This window comes from Allorhizobium paknamense, assembly GCF_030815125.1.
In the GTDB taxonomy this organism is placed as follows: Bacteria; Pseudomonadota; Alphaproteobacteria; order Rhizobiales; family Rhizobiaceae; genus Allorhizobium; species Allorhizobium paknamense.
Genome location: NZ_JAUSWH010000006.1, coordinates 62,573 through 77,850 on the forward strand (window position 1 = coordinate 62,573; position 15,278 = coordinate 77,850).

10 protein-coding genes are annotated in these 15,278 nt (G+C 60.2%); 3 read left to right on the plus strand and 7 right to left on the minus strand.

Features of this window, described 5'->3' with window-relative positions; genetic code table 11:
- Positions 1–8 precede the first annotated feature (8 nt).
- Entirely contained in the window at positions 9–2,480 is a 2,472-nt protein-coding gene (locus QO005_RS11275; RefSeq protein WP_307158136.1) for a ComEC/Rec2 family competence protein, read from the plus strand.
- Positions 2,481–2,699: 219 nt separating this feature from the next.
- On the plus strand, positions 2,700–4,301 hold the full coding sequence (locus tag QO005_RS11280; protein ID WP_307158137.1) for a glycoside hydrolase family 43 protein: 1,602 nt from the start codon (positions 2,700–2,702) through the stop codon (positions 4,299–4,301).
- 106 nt (positions 4,302–4,407) lie between these two features.
- Here the strand turns inward: QO005_RS11280 and QO005_RS11285 are convergent, their stop codons facing one another.
- The 5 genes from QO005_RS11285 to bcp all read right to left on the minus strand — a co-directional run bounded on the left by QO005_RS11285 (position 4,408) and on the right by bcp (position 9,543).
- On the minus strand, positions 4,408–4,824 hold the full coding sequence (locus tag QO005_RS11285; RefSeq protein WP_307158138.1) for an NUDIX domain-containing protein: 417 nt from the start codon (positions 4,822–4,824) through the stop codon (positions 4,408–4,410).
- Between the two features lie 6 nt (positions 4,825–4,830).
- Positions 4,831–6,330 carry a DEAD/DEAH box helicase gene (locus QO005_RS11290; RefSeq protein ID WP_307158139.1) on the minus strand — a complete coding sequence of 500 codons (1,500 nt, stop codon included), beginning with the start codon at positions 6,328–6,330 and terminating at the stop codon, positions 4,831–4,833.
- A 232-nt stretch (positions 6,331–6,562) separates the two neighbouring features.
- Entirely contained in the window at positions 6,563–7,792 is a 1,230-nt protein-coding gene (locus tag QO005_RS11295; RefSeq protein WP_307158140.1) for a M23 family metallopeptidase, read from the minus strand.
- A gap of 183 nt (positions 7,793–7,975) precedes the next feature.
- Positions 7,976–8,800 carry a ferritin-like domain-containing protein gene (locus QO005_RS11300; protein ID WP_307158141.1) on the minus strand — a complete coding sequence of 275 codons (825 nt, stop codon included), beginning with the start codon at positions 8,798–8,800 and terminating at the stop codon, positions 7,976–7,978.
- A gap of 272 nt (positions 8,801–9,072) precedes the next feature.
- Positions 9,073–9,543 carry a thioredoxin-dependent thiol peroxidase gene (gene bcp / locus QO005_RS11305; RefSeq protein WP_307158142.1) on the minus strand — a complete coding sequence of 157 codons (471 nt, stop codon included), beginning with the start codon at positions 9,541–9,543 and terminating at the stop codon, positions 9,073–9,075.
- 255 nt (positions 9,544–9,798) lie between these two features.
- Here bcp and QO005_RS11310 point away from each other — a divergent pair, with 255 nt between their 5' ends.
- Positions 9,799–13,206 carry a YhdP family protein gene (locus tag QO005_RS11310; protein WP_307158144.1) on the plus strand — a complete coding sequence of 1,136 codons (3,408 nt, stop codon included), beginning with the start codon at positions 9,799–9,801 and terminating at the stop codon, positions 13,204–13,206.
- A gap of 41 nt (positions 13,207–13,247) precedes the next feature.
- On the opposite strand, the gene QO005_RS11315 is transcribed toward QO005_RS11310, so the two are convergent.
- Positions 13,248–14,309 (minus strand): DUF2865 domain-containing protein, encoded by a 1,062-nt coding sequence (locus QO005_RS11315; protein WP_307158145.1) that lies wholly within the window; start codon positions 14,307–14,309, stop codon positions 13,248–13,250.
- Between the two features lie 306 nt (positions 14,310–14,615).
- Entirely contained in the window at positions 14,616–15,260 is a 645-nt protein-coding gene (locus QO005_RS11320; protein ID WP_307158146.1) for an acyl-homoserine-lactone synthase, read from the minus strand.
- Positions 15,261–15,278: the final 18 nt, after the last annotated feature.

A 15,278-nucleotide genomic window follows, 5' to 3' on the forward strand; every position in this document is an offset into this window, starting at 1 on the left:
GAGGAATCATGCCGGAAAACGGGGAATGGGCATTGCTGGAGCCGGATGAGGCGCCGCAGAAGCGGCGGCGTCTTCGTGCCATGGCTTTTCGCGTTCCGGTGGCGACAGAGGAGGATGGCGAATGGCAGGCCGAGGATCTGGCGGCGGCCCGCGCCGAGGCCCTTGGAGAAAAGTCGTATATCCGCCGCGTGCACCGCAATGTGGGCGATCTGCTTCGCGAAGAGCGCGACCACGGACGCGCCTTTCTGGCGGCTCCGGTCCTGATCGGCACGGGCGCGGCGCTCTGGTTTTCGCTGCACGACGATCCATCCTTTTGGGGGCTTTTCGCCGCATTTTCAGGCGCTTTCGCGCTCTGGCTCGCCTTGCGGCACCGGGCAGAACTCCTCTCGGCGCTTGCGGCGGCCGGTGCCTTGATTCTGGCGGGCATGATACTCGCCGAGGCTGAAACGGCCAGACAGGCCACGGTGTTGCTCGATACGCCCGTGACCACGATGATCCGGGGCAGGGTGGTCTCGGTGGAGCCCAACAAGGATGGCCATCAAAGATATGTGATTGCCCTTCAGGACACGCGCGAACCACGCCTTACCCGCATGCCGCAGCAGGTGGCGCTTTTGGCGCGCAGCCGTCACGAGCCGTTCCGGCCCGGAGATGGGCTGGAGGGCAGGGCGCGGTTGAGTCCCCCCTCCGGCCCCGCACTTCCCGGGCTCAACGATTTTGCCTTTGCCTCCTATTACGCCGGAACCGGGGCCATCGGCTATTTCTATTCGGCCCCGCGTCCGGTCGATCTGGCACCGGGGGAAGCGGGCTGGATGGAGCGGCTTTCCCTGGCCATGGATCTCTTCACGGAAGATCTGCGCGATACCATTTCCAACCGCATCCGCTCGCTGATTGCCGGTGATGCAGGCGCGTTTGCGGTGGCAATCGTGACCGGTGAGCGGCGCGGATTATCCGATGCGGCAAGCGATGCGCTTCGGGTCTCCGGCCTTGCCCATATCATTTCCATTTCCGGCCTGCACATGGCGCTGGCGGGGGGGCTGTGCTTCGTGGGCTTGCGCCGCGGCTTCAGCCTTGTTCCGGGGTTGGCGGAAAGCCTGCCGATCAAGAAGATTGCTGCCGGGGGGGCGCTGCTCACCACCACGGCCTATTTTCTGATCTCCGGCTATGATGTTGCCGCGCAGCGGTCCTATCTGATGATGGTGATCCTGCTTTCGGCAGCGTTGTTCGACAGGCCCGTCCTCAGCCTGCGCAATACGGCGCTTGCGGCCCTGATTGTCATCACACTCTCGCCCTCGCAGGTGCTGGGGCCCAGCCTGCAAATGTCCTTTGCCGCCACCTTCGCGCTGATTGCCGGTTTCGATCTCTGGCGGCGGCGTCCGCACATGCCGGAATGGCTGGAGGGATTGCCACTTTTTTCGCTGGTGAAGCCGTTGGCCAAGGCGGTGGCCGCCAGTTTGATGACCTCGGCCCTTGGCGGGTTCTCAACGGCCATTTTCTCCGCCGCGCATTTTCATCGATTCGGGCTGCACGGGCTGGAAGCCAATCTTCTCGCCGCACCGATCATCTCCATGCTGGTCATGCCGGCAGGGCTGATTGGTATGTTGCTCATGCCTTTCGGGCTTGATGTCTGGCCGATTCGGCTGATGGGCTTCGGCCTGGATCTGGTTCTGTCCGTGGCGCATCTGGTTTCGGGCTGGGGCAAGGGCTTGAGTTTCGGCCTGTTCGACTGGTGGTTTCTGCCGGTTTCAACGGCAGGGCTATTGCTGCTCATGCTTTTGAAGACACGGTTGCGCCTCTGGGGGCTGGTGCTGATTGCGGCTGCGATCTCCCACGAAGCTTTCCGGCCGCAACAGCCAGTACCGGACCTGCTGGTGGCGGAAGATGGCCGTCTGGTCGCCTGGCTGGATCCGCAGGTCACGGGGGAATTGCTGGCCGTTTCCAATCGGCGCACGCCGCCGAGTTTCGTTTTCAATCAATGGAGCACGGCTTTCGATATTTCCCATGTGGGCAGGCCGGTCATGGTGGGAAAGGCGCCGAAGCCCGATGACAAGACCGCTCTTGCGCCCGAGGAGACGCGCCGTGCCATGCAGGAGGTGGTGGACGCAGCCCGCGCCAATCCGGTGGTGTTTTATTGCCGTCCTTCCGCCTTCTGCGCGCTGGCTGCCAAGGGGTGGACCGTCGTTACGGTGGAGCGGCGCGATTATCTGGAGAGCGCCTGTCAAGCCGCCGATCTGGTGATTGCCAGTGTTTCAAAACGCCGGACAGGGTGTGAGGCAGGAAAGCCAGCCATCGACCTCGACGGGTTGCGTGCGGCAGGCGCCATGGAAATCACGCTCGGCGATGCCGCCGCCCAGACCTACACGGCGCGCACCGCCTTTTCCGGCGAAAACCGCCCCTGGACCCGCCATCGCTATTATGACTGGCGCAGTCGCAGCTTCAATCTTCCCGTCGATGATGATGAGGAGGGGGATGAGCAGCCTTGAAGTCTTGACCCTGTGTGAATCCTTATTTGCGAAAACTGCATCGTTGCAGTACATCGTAGGGCGGCGAGGGAGACGCCTTTATACGAAGAGTCATTGAAAATGACTCTTCGTATTCCCTTTTCGAATATCTCAAGCCCCTGACGCAATTGAGATATTCGAAATCCTTGCAAGGCGAGGATGCTTTAGCATCTTCGAGCCTTTGTATTATTGGGAGGAGACATGATCCGAAATCCGATTTTGCCGGGCTTCAACCCGGACCCATCCATTTGCCGGGTAGGCGAGGATTATTATATCGCGACCTCCACCTTCGAGTGGTATCCCGGCGTTCAAATTCATCATTCCCGCGATCTGGTAAACTGGCGGCTGATTCGCAGGCCGCTGGAGCGGAAAAGCCAGCTGGACATGCGAGGAGACCCCGATAGCTGCGGCATCTGGGCGCCGTGCCTGTCTTATGCCGATGGCCGCTTCTGGCTCGTCTATACGGATGTCAAACGCTATGACGGCAGCTTCAAGGATGCGCCGAACTACATCGTCACCGCTGATAGCATTGAAGGCGAGTGGTCCGATCCCGTCTATGTGAATTCCTCTGGCTTTGATCCCTCGCTGTTTCATGATGAGGACGGGCGCAAGTGGTTTGTTAACATGCAGTGGAATCATCGTCCCGAAGCGTTCAGCACCATCGGCGGCCATCCGGCCTTTGACGGCATTCTGCTGCAGGAATGGGATGCCGGTGCTGAGAAGCTGATCGGTCTGATCCATAACATCTATGCCGGAACGGAACTGGGCCTCGTCGAAGGGCCGCATCTCTTCAAGCGCAATGGCTGGTATTATCTGACGGTGGCCGAGGGCGGCACCGGCTATGATCACGCCGTGACCATGGCGCGCTCCCGTTCGATCACCGGCCCTTATGAGACCCATCCGGATAAGTATCTGATCACCTCCAAGGATCATCCGGAGGCGGTGCTGCAACGGGCAGGCCATGGCCAATATGTGGAAACGCCAGACGGGCAGGCCTATCATACACATCTATGTGGACGCCCGCTTCAACCCGAACGACGCTGTACGCTGGGCCGTGAAACCGCCATCCAGAAATGCATCTGGCGGGACGATTGGCTTTACCTTGCAACAGGCGGCCCGGTCCCGTCCGTCGAGGTTGAGCCGCCGCGGCCAGCGGCGCGTCAGGCAGAAGATAAACGCATCACCTATGCCTTCGACGGACCGGAACTGCCGCTCGATTTCCAATGGCTGCGAACGCCTGAGCCGCACCGCATTTTCAGCCTCACCGCCAAGCCCGGCGTGTTGCGGCTTTATGGCCGCCAAAGCATCGGCTCCTGGTTCGAGCAGGCCTTGGTCGCACGGCGGCAGCAGCATCATCGTTTCCGGGCGGAAACGCGCATCGAGTTTCAGCCGGATACCTATCAACAGGTGGCTGGGCTCACGCACTACTATAACCGCTTCAAGCTGCACGCGCTGGCCGTGACCTGGCATGAAAAGCTGGGCCGCTGCCTGACCATTCTGTCCTGCCCCGGCGATTATCCGGATGGCAAGCTGACCTTTCCTGCCGGTGCAGGGGTCTCTGTTGCCGAAGGGCCGGTGGACCTTGCCGTCGAAGTCATCGACAACGATCTGCAATTTTTCTGGCGGCAGCAGGGAGACTGGGTGGCCTTCGGGCCAAAGCTGGATGGCGGGGTGATTTCCGACGAGGGAGGGCGCGGCGAGCATGGCTCGTTCACGGGCGCCTTTGTCGGTGCTTTTGCCTTCGATCTGAGCGGCAGAGCACAGCCTGCGGATTTCGAGCACTTTGTTTACGAGGTGCTTTGACGCTTTTCTCATGCCAAGGCGAGGAGGCAAACGAATCCTCGCCTTTAAGATTATGCTTCAAAAAGAAAATGTTAGAGCTCCGATCTGATTCAATCAGATCCGCGCTTTAAAGGTAAGGTAGAAGAAAGCGTGTAAAGGAGGAAAGCGGCTCCGGCAGGTCATCCAGGGCAAACCAGCCGAAATCCGAAAGCTTGTCCGGTTCGGTCAGGTGCGGTTCGCCGGAAAAGTCTTCCGTTTTGTAAAGCAGTGAAACCCAATGCTGGCGATCGGCTGCAATGATTTGTTCGCAGAGGGTCACGAAGGTAAGCTGGCCGATGGTGAGGCCGGTTTCTTCCTCGACCTCGCGGCGGGCAGCCTGCTCGGCAGGCTCCAGCACGTCCACCTTGCCGCCGACAATGTTCCAGTAACCCGCTTCCGGGGCTTTGCGGCGCTTGTAGAGCAAAAGCTTGCCGTCGCGCAGGATGGCAAGGCCGACGCCAACGCCGGGAAAATCAATTCCCGGCTGGCCGGTAACGCCTGTCATGAGGTTTTACGCCTTGGCGTTGGCAACGATCAGCATGAAGGCCGGGATGTCGTCGCCGAAGCCCAGCGGAGTGGGGCCGTCATCGTGATCGCGATAATGGCGGCGGCGTTCGCGGTTATCGTCATTCGCCGCCTGACCGGAACGCTGGTCGCGATTGTTCTGGTTCTGGCGTCTGTTGTCGCTGCGGCGATCCTGTTTCACGCTGTCCACCTTGCTTGCGGCGTTTTCGGAAGCAGCTTCCACGGCGACTTCCACTGGCTTCGTCTCTTCCCGCTCGGCCTTGCCCCGGCCACGGTCGCGTCCGCGCTCACGGCCACGGTCCTTGCCTCGGCCACGGCGCTCTTCCTTGTCGTCTTCCGACGGTTCCGGCAGCGCGGAAAGGTCACCGTTCAGCCATTCGATCTTCTGATCGATCAGCTTTTCAATGGCATCCAGGAATTTGGTGTCGCGCCGTGTGACCAGCGTGAACGCTGCGCCGGAACGGCCAGCCCGACCGGTACGGCCGATGCGGTGTACGTAGTCTTCGGCGTGGATCGGAATGTCGAAGTTGAAGACGTGGCTGACATCGGGAATATCGAGGCCGCGTGCGGCTACATCGGATGCCACCAGCAGCGTGATATTATTGTCCTTGAAGTTCGCCAGCATGGTCGTGCGCGAGCGCTGGTCCATGTCCCCATGCAGAGCGCCAACGGAGAAGCCGTGGCGGTCGAGCGAACGGAACAGGTCTGCCACATCTTTCTTGCGGTTGCAGAAGATAATGGCGTTCTTCAAATCGTCCTGGGCGCGGATCAGATCGCGCAACACAGCGCGTTTTTCCCAATCCTTCGACTGCGAGGCCACCAGCCGTTGCGTTACGGTCTTGGCGGTGGAGGAGGGTGGCGCCACCTCGATCCGTTCCGGATTTTGCAGGAAGCGGTCTGCCAGCTTCTGGATTTCCGGCGGCATGGTGGCCGAGAAGAACAGGGTCTGGCGGGTGAAGGGAATGAGCTTGGCGATGCGCTCGATATCCGGAATGAAGCCCATGTCCAACATGCGGTCGGCTTCATCGATGACGAGAATTTCCACGCCGGTCATCAGCAATTTGCCCCGCTCGCAATGATCGAGCAGGCGGCCCGGCGTGCAGATCAGCACGTCCGCGCCGCGCTCCAGCTTGCGATCCTGCTCGTCGAAGGAGACGCCGCCGATCAGAAGGGCGATATTGAGCTTGTGGTTCTTGCCGTATTTCTCGAAATTCTCCGCCACCTGGGCGGCAAGCTCGCGCGTCGGCTCAAGGATCAGCGTGCGCGGCATGCGGGCGCGGGCGCGGCCTTTTTCTAGCAGTGTGAGCATGGGCAGCACGAAGGATGCCGTTTTCCCGGTTCCCGTCTGCGCGATGCCGCAGATGTCACGCCGCTGCAAGGCCGGCGGAATGGCGCCTGCCTGGATCGGGGTGGGCGTGGTGTAGCCGGCGTCCGTGACGGCGGAAAGGACTTTTTGGCTCAGGCCAAGATCAGCAAAGGTCGTCAAAGGGAAATATTTTCCGTTCCGTTCTTGCGAACACGAGGTGGCAAACCCGTTTATCGGGTGATTGTGCAAGCGCGGAATAGTCCGAAACCCGGCCAAAGTCAAGGAAAGAGACATTGTTGTGGCAGTAAAGCTTAACGGGGACGGGCTTTTGCGATTTTCTTGGCCTAAACCCTGTCATCTCCAAGTCACAGAGCGGGTCGACTCGCTTTATTTGCCCTGAAAAGCCGCCGTTTCACTCGATCAACGTGCCGAGTTTCAGCCCCGCCGTCAGATAGCGCATCGGGTCCACCGGGACCCCGTTGCGCCGCACCTCGTAATGGAGATGAGAGCCGGTGGAGCGGCCCGTGGAACCGGCAAGCCCGACCACGTCGCCCCCTTGCAGCTTTTGTCCCACCCGGACCAGGATTTTCGACATGTGGCCGTAGCGGGTGGTGACGCCCTGGCCGTGGTCGATCTCCACCATATTGCCATAGCCGCCGGTATATCCCGCCGAAATCACGGTTCCGGCTCCGGCTGCCTTGATCTCGTTGCCGCTCGGGGCGCGTAAATCCACGCCTGTGTGCATGGCAAGCCTCCCCAGCAGAGGATCTGTCCGGTTGCCGAAGGGGCTCGTGATTTCCCGGGTGGGCGCCGGGTTGGCGAAGGGCATGTCCCGGGCGGTTTCGCGGGCGGCCTCCAGCCGGGTCAGGGCACCGTCCAGCCCGTCCAGCGAGGTGTCGAAACCGAGTTTCGGATCGGCCTCCACCAGCGGTCCGCCCATGGCGTCCGCACCCTCGCGCGGCGTATCCACCTTGATGTCTGTTCGCTTCAGCACGTCCTCGATGCGCTCGGCCATGCCATCGGCATTGGCCGTCAACTCATGGATCTTGTCCATCTGCTGCTGTTCGATGGTCTTGAGCGACAGCGTCACATTTTGAAAGGTCCGGTCGGCACGCTCGGCCATGCTTTCCTGGCCGCTTGCCGGTATCGAAGGCTCAGGCGCTTCGGCCTTCTGCTGAAGGGCCGGATTTTGCTTGAGGTTGCGGCCAGGATTGCCGGTGATGATCGGGTCGATGCCGTTTTCCTCGGCCCGGTCGAGCAGCGTTCCCAGCTTGCCGCTGCGCGAGGAAAGCGCCATCTGCTGCTCCAGCAGTTTCTCGATCTTGTCTTCCACCACCTGCTGATCGAGCAATTGCCGTGAGGTGACGCGATCCACCTGGGCGCGCAGCGCCGAAATGCGGTCTTCATACTCATATTGTAATTGCGCCTGCCGGGCCATGGAAGCGCCGATCAGATTATCGCGCATCACCAGATAGGCTGTGGCGCCAAGATAGGCCGTTGCGCCGCCGATGGCGCAGGCAAGCGCAAGACCCGCCATCCACGGGCGGATGGTGATGTGACGGATCGTTTCGCCGGAGGCCAGAATGAGCACATGTGGCTCCCTGGCCTTTCTGCCGAAACGGTTCTGTCTGGCCTTGCCCATCGCATCCCCCGGTCAGCGGCAGCGGATGACGAGACATCCGCGAGAAAACGAACCTGTGGCGGCGTCCTCGTCGGGTGGACCCGACGATCCGAGAGGTGGAGCGAGCCCCAGGATTCGTGATGGGTTTATTACACTTCGTTAGGGTTAACGATTTCTTACTTTTCGCGCGATCATGCGGGAATTTCAGGCGTGACTGATGGAAGAGAGGGTGCGGTAGAAGGATGGCGTCAACCCCGCTTCCGCCCTTGCCACGTCGTTGAACGGCGCTTTGAGGGCGCCGCGAAAATTGGCGCGGACAAGCTCCTGAAAGGTGCGGGCAGCGTCGCGTTTTTCCCGCGCGCAGAGAAAGCGAAACCATTTGGCGCCCACGGCCACATGGCCTTTTTCATCGTCATAGATGATTTTCAGCACCTCGGCGCTTTCCAGATCGCCGGTCTCTCGCATTTTTTCCTGGAGAGAGGGCGTTACATCCAGTCCGCGCGCTTCCAGAATGAGGGGCACGACGGCAAGCCGCGCCGTCAGGTCCGTGCGCGTGGCGTGCGCCGCCTGCCAAAGACCGTCATGGGCGGGCATGTCGCCATAATCGGCGCCGAGCGCCCTCAACCGGTCACGCACGAGCCCGAAATGTTTGGCTTCCTCGAAGGCCACCTGCATCCAGCCATCGAAAAAGGAGTTCGGCACCGGCTCGGTAGCGAAGCGGGCGACGATATCCAAAGCCAGATCCACGGCATTCAACTCGATATGCGCCAGCGCATGCAGCATGGCGATGCGCCCGGGCAGCGTGTGCAGCGAGCGTTTTCCCACCGCCTTGGGCGGCACCAGAACCGGTTTTTCCGGCCTTCCAGGCCTATCCGGCAGCGGCGGATCGAGCGGCGAGCGCAAGGAGAGCCGCCGCGCATGCCAGCGGCGGGCCGTTTCCTGGGCAAGGCCGGTTTTCACATCGAGATCGGTCGCGGCAATGGCAAGTGTCGCCCCGGCACGCAGGGTGGGAATATCGAATTCGGTCATGGGGTGGGTTTAAAGCATTTGCAGCAAAAGTGCGAAGCGGTTTTGCGTCCGCAAATGCGTAAAAAGGAACTATTTGCAGCAAAAGTGCGAAGCGGTTTTGCGTCCGCAAATGCGTGAAAGGAGCTATTTGCAGCAAAAGTGCGAAGCGGTTTTGCGTTCGCAAATGCGTGAAAGGAACTATTTGCAGCAAAAGTGCCTGGCGGTTTTGAAGGGAACTTGTGTTGGCAATGCCTTCTCCCGCAGGGGAGAAGGCGCTCTTGTCACTGATGCGCTCAGGCCAGTTCCTGCACCGCCTTCAGCACGGCTTCGGCATGGCCGGGCACTTTCACCTTCGGCCAGATCGCGGCAATCTTGCCGTTGGCGTCGATCAGATAGGTGGTGCGCTCCACGCCCATGTAGGTCTTGCCGTACATGCTCTTTTCCTTCCAGACGCCATAGGCTTCCAGCGTCTTCTTTTCCTCGTCGGAGCCGAGGATGATGGAGAGGCCGTGCTTCGCCACGAATTTGTCATGGCTCTTTACCGAATCCGGCGAGACGCCGATGACAGCAGCGCTAGCCTTGGCAAAGTCTGCGGCAAGGCCGGTAAAGGAGGTTGCTTCCGTGGTGCAGCCGCTGGTGTCGTCTTTGGGATAGAAATAAAGAACGACGGGCTTTCCTTTGAAATCACTGAGAGAAATGGTTTTTCCGCCATCGCGGGGTAGGGTGAAATCGGGTGCCGTGTCGCCAATCTGCAATTCAGCCATTGCATGACCTTTCTTTTGCCGGTTTTGTGGCCCTATAAGGCCGACGGCTATATAGCGTTCGCCTGGCAGACTCCAAGTCCGTTTCCGGAATGGAATGAGCTTCACGGCGGCGGCTGCCGCATTCAAAAATAATCCTGAGCATTTGCGCGGTGTGGGCCGGGGATTGTATTGTGCGGCTTAAGACGAATCGCGCTGATGGCTTCACGTGCCGCATGGGCAAGAAACACATCCACGACCAGGAGAGATGGCCGGGACATGGGAGAAATCCGGGGCGAGAAAGTCCGTTTTCGCAAGAAAGATCTGATCGCCCTTGAAAGCCTGCCGAGTGCGCAGGTGGATGATCCGATGATCGTGCACTGTCCGCCGCGTCGTGGCATGCTGACCCGGCTGTGGCGCGGGCTTGCGTTTTTATGCGGGCTGGCTGCCGTCCTGCTGGCCGTGTTCGTGGCGGCGGTGGAAACGGGGACGCTGGACAGGCTTCTTTCGACCGGGGCCCAGGCGGCTTTCCAGTCGGCTGTCGGACCCGGATTGAAAGCGGAAATCGGCGGCACGTCCATTCGCTTTTCCAAGCATTACCGGCTGGCTGTTGCCGCTGAGAACGTGACGATCACCGATGGCGAGACCGGCAAGCAGGTCTCGCGGACGGATACGGTGAAACTGGTGATCGATCCGCTTGCCCTGCTGACAGGGCGTGTGGCGGTCAATGAGATCGAGGCGGAGGGCACGACCTTCGACAGCAGCCTCTTTCCCGCGGGCGGCCAGACGGATTTCTCCAAGGTCAGGGTCGATGCCGTGCCGTCCTTCCTGGAAAAGCTGTTCATCAATCTCGATCAGGTGCGCGGCTTCATCGCGCGCGGCAGTCTGGACCGGCTGCGGCTTGGCGGCATCACCTTCAATGCGCAGGACAATCTGGGGCATCCGGTAGCGATTTCCGTGGATGATCTGGCGCTGATCCGCCGCAAGGATGGGGCGCTTGCCATTCACGGGCAGATCGGCGTCAATGGCAAGGATAGCATCCTGTCCGCTGAAGCCACGGTCGAGGGGGATCGCACCACCTCGCTTGCGGCGACGATGACGGATCTGGAACCGGGCGCGCTGCTTTTGAAGCGCCTGCCGGATGGCACGCTGCGCGAGGGAGCCGATGCCCGCTTCAATCTGGATTTCGTTGCCCGCCGAGGCACGATAGACCGCGCGCCGGTGCTGTCGGCCCGGGTGCGGGCTGACAAGGGGACGATCTATCTGGACGGTGATGCCCAGGAACTGACCCGCGCCGATCTCAACCTGTTTTATGATTTTGACAAGCTGACGGTAGAGCTGAAGCCCTCGGTGCTGGACTTTGGCCGCATGCATGTACCTTTCAGCGGCGGCGTGATCGATCTCGACCGCCTGCCGCAGGGCCAGGGGCAGCCCGCCGGCTACGGCCTGGATCTCGTGGTGCAGAATGGCACGGCCTTCGTGGAATCGGCGGGGGAGGAAGCTTTCCCCTTCTCTATCAAAGCCTTCGGGACATTTATTCATCAAACGAAAGAGCTGAATGTCAGCGAATTTTCGGTACTGACGCCTTACGGTAATATGAGTTCGCAGGTGCGGGTGTTGTTCGGTGATCAATCGCCGGAAATTCATTTCCATGGTGAGATTGGCACTATGCGCACGCTGGCGGTAAAGCAGCTCTGGCCTTTCTGGATGGCCTCCAAGCCACGCGCCTGGGTACTGGCCAATCTGTTCGGCGGTACGATCAGCAATGCATCGATCGATGTCTTCATTCCGGCGGGGCGGATGAAATTCATTCCCACCCCGCTCAATCTCGGCCCGGATGAATTGCAGATCCGCTTCGACATTGCCGACTCACGGATGAATGTGACCGGAGAGATACCGCCAATCCGGGATATGACCGGCCACTTCGACTTGAAGGGGCCGCATATGGAGGTGAAGGTCAAGGAGGGCACCAGCTACTTTGCGTCTGGACGCAAGGTTCAGATCGATGACGGCCTTTTCACGATCGCCAATACCTATCAGAAGCCGCTGATGGGCAATATTGCCCTTTCGCTGAGCGGTTCGGCGGATGCGATGGCCGAACTGGCGACCTTCAAGCCAATGGCGGCTCTTCAGAAGACGGAGTTCGTGCCGGAAGATTTCGCCGGTGATGTGAAAGCGGATGTGACGCTGACCACCGGTCTGATCAATGACCAGAACCCGCCGCCGCCGGAATGGAAGGCTGATCTGGAATTGTCCAACGTGGATTTGAAGCGTCCCTTCATGGATCGCAAGATTGCCGATTTCGATGGCACGCTGTCTCTCGATCAAAAGGCTGCCTTGCTGGCGGGCAAGGCGAAGATCGATGACGTGCCGATGGAGATTTCCCTTCGCGAGCCGGTGGACAAGAAATATGGTGTGACGCCGGACTGGAAGGTGAAGGGCCGGTTAAGCGATGACGATCGCAACAAGCTGACGCCGGGGCTTGGCGCGCTGGTCAGCGGGCCGGTGGATATCGAGATTTCCCGTCTGGATGACAAGCGGCAACTGGTCAAATCCGACCTGACGGCAGCGACGCTGTCGGTTCCGTGGGTGGGCTGGAGCAAGGGCAGTGGTATCGCGGCCAAAGCCAGCGTAGAACTGACACCGCAGGGCCAGTTGCAATCGCTCGACAAATTCGAGCTGGATGGTGAAGGCTTTGGCGCCAGCGGCAAACTGGTCGTTTCCAAAAACGGCCTGGTCTCGGCGGATCTGGACAAGGTTCGTCTTGCGAGTGCCGATGATTTTGGCGTGTCCGTGCAGATGAACAAGGGCGTCACCTCCATCAAAGTGGTGGGCAAGGCCATGGACGGCAGGCCGCTGTTCAAGAAGCTGAAATCCAGCGGCACCAATGGCGCGCCCGGCTCCGGCAAATCGGACGACGTCGACGTGCGCGTCGATCTGGACAAGATCCTCGGCTTCAATGACGAGGTTCTGACCGGCGTCAAGCTGAACTACGCGACGCGCGGCGGCAACATGACCGCGCTCAAACTGTCCGGTGTCACCGATAGCGGGCAGGCTGTTGTGGCGCAGAGCGATCTTTCCAAGGGTGAGCCGCTGATCTCCGTGATTGCCGGTGATGCGGGCGATGTGGCACGGCTTGCCGATGTCTACAGCCACATGCGCGGCGGTTTGCTGGATCTGAAGATCAGGGGGGCATTGGGCGAAAACTGGTCCGGCAATCTCGATATCCGCAATTTCCGGGTCGAGAATGAGGATCGGCTCCAGAAGATCGTCTCTACCCCGGCTGATGATGAGGGCCGGAGTCTCAACAGCGCCGTCAAGAAGGACATCGATGTGCGCTCGGAAAAATTCCAGCGGGCCTTTTCGCGCATCATCTATCGTGACGGTGTTTTGCGCACGGAAAACGGCATTGTGCGGGGCGAGCAGGTGGGCGCCACCTTCCAGGGCGTGCTGAAAGATGCGGCTGGCCGCATGGATATGACCGGAACCTTCATGCCTGCCTATGGGCTGAACCGGCTGTTTGCGGAAGTGCCGGTGATCGGCTTCATCCTCGGCAATGGCCGGGATCGCGGCTTGCTGGGGATTACCTTCAAGCTGACCGGGCCGATCGAATCGCCACGCCTCACCGTCAATCCGCTGTCATTGATCGCGCCCGGCGTGTTCCGGCAGATTTTCGAGTTTCAATAGGGTGTGTGGACGTTCGGTGAACTTCCGAACGCTGTGCCCCGTCACGGCTGCACGGGTTGCGGTCCCGGCAGGGCAGGATGTTGCAAGTCCAGCGCGCCTTCTTCGGCAGGCAGGAATTTCGGCCCGACCTGACGCACTTTGTCGGTGGTGGGATCATAGGGGCGTTCCGGCGCATCCTTCGCGGGCTTTTCTTCCGCCGGCACTGCGGGTGCGGCAGCCTCTACCGGTTTTTCGATCTTCGGCGCAGTCTTGATCTCCAGAACGGAAGGGCTTTGCGGCGTGCTGATGCCATTTGCCGCCGTGCAACTGCAGCGGTTTTCGCTGCCGGGCTGACGGTTTCGATAGGCAAAGGCAAAGGGCATGTCACGGTAGGACCGGCCGGTGGAGGTAGATACCATCTCTTCCGCTTCCTGGGTCAGCAGCGAGTGATAGTAAAGCTCGGTTTCCGCCCCTGGGCATTGGCGCTGGCACTGGGCGGCATCGGCTGCGAAATTGGCAGGCGTTGAAAAGGCGGAAATCGGGAAGAAGGACCCATCGCAGGTGCGTACACACATGGTGCGGAACCCCTGGCCGGGCGTGATGGCGCCCTGATGCCCGGGCGGCATTTCGTGCACAGCCTGATCCTCGGGATAGGTCGGGGTCGCGTAGGGGCGAGGCGCGTCTTCGGTGGTGGGTTTCGTCTGATCGGCGCTGTCGCAGCGGTTTTGCTCGAGGGCGGCCATCAACTGCTGCCGGCGGGGGTTGAGGCCTCCGGCAGCGCCAGCCTGCTGGCGCTTGTCCATCAGATCCCGCTTGTTCGCTTCCATCCCCGCAAGCGCGGTCTCCATCTGGGCGCAGACATCCTTGCCGGATTGATCGATCACGCTGATGCTTTGCGAGCAGCCGAGCCGCAGCATGTTCTGCCGGGTCTTGCGGATTTCGAAATCCTGCCGGGTGATGGCCGAGGCGTAGAGCCGGGTTTCCGACGGATTGCCGATCACGATGGGCGTGCGTTGCAGTTCCGCCCGGATTGCCTCGCAGACCTCACTGGCAATGGCGGAGTGGCCATAGGCCTGGCCACCCAGAAGAGCCGAGGCCAGAACCAGCTTTTTCACGATGTGCATGCAGGACCATCAAGATCGAGAGATCGGATTTCGGCCCCGGCATGGATCGCTTGGGGCCGCGATTCACGATACACTACTGCATAATTCCTTAAATCGGAATCGATTTAAGGATAAAATTATGCAGCAGATTTAAAGCGTTACAGCGTCCTTTGTGCGTTTGATAAAAACGCACGGCGCTGTAAAACGCGCGCCGCTCGCTGTGAAGCGTTTTCCACGCATTGAGGCGAGCCTCTTGTCGCAAACAGATTGCAGCCATCTCCCCCGGATCGGGGGAGAGTGAATACGGATTTCAAACCTATCACGACATCAGGCGGCGCGGGCCTGTTCCAGCGACATGGCGGCGGGAAGCAGGCGGCCGGGAATTTCCGCGATCTTCTTCATGTTTTCCAGCAGGTCCTCACTGACTTCCCAGGCGATGGCGACCGCATAGACGGAGCCGATCTTCTGCGGGTCGGCAATGCGCTCACCCGGGCAGCCCATGCGCCGGAACATGCGTTCCAGGAAAACATCCGTCACCGTGACGATATGGCTGAGACCGGAGGCGATGCCCAATTCGCCTACGCCGCACATCATCTCGGCAGCCGCAATGCTCACCTGATTGGAGGAGCGGTCGGATGAGATTTCCGGATCGATGCAGAAGCGGCTGGATTCCCACACGGCCGCGCTTCGGATTTCCGGCTGATCGCCGAGAAGGACAGGAAAAGTGTCGTCGAGCATGTTGGGACCAAGCGTCGGCAGAAGCCGCAATGCCCCGCGAAGCTTCTCCGTGCCCGGCGTATAGGAGAGCACATAGATCGGATTGGCATCGTCATAATGATCGACTTCGAAATCACCATCGACCTGAACGTCCCACTTCAGGAGATCATGAAACACTTTCTTTCTGAGGCGAAACATGTCTTCGAGTTCCGCCTTGTGGTTGTGCTTATTCAGTCCGTTGAGAATCTTGATCATTTCGGTCTTCCTTTTTTT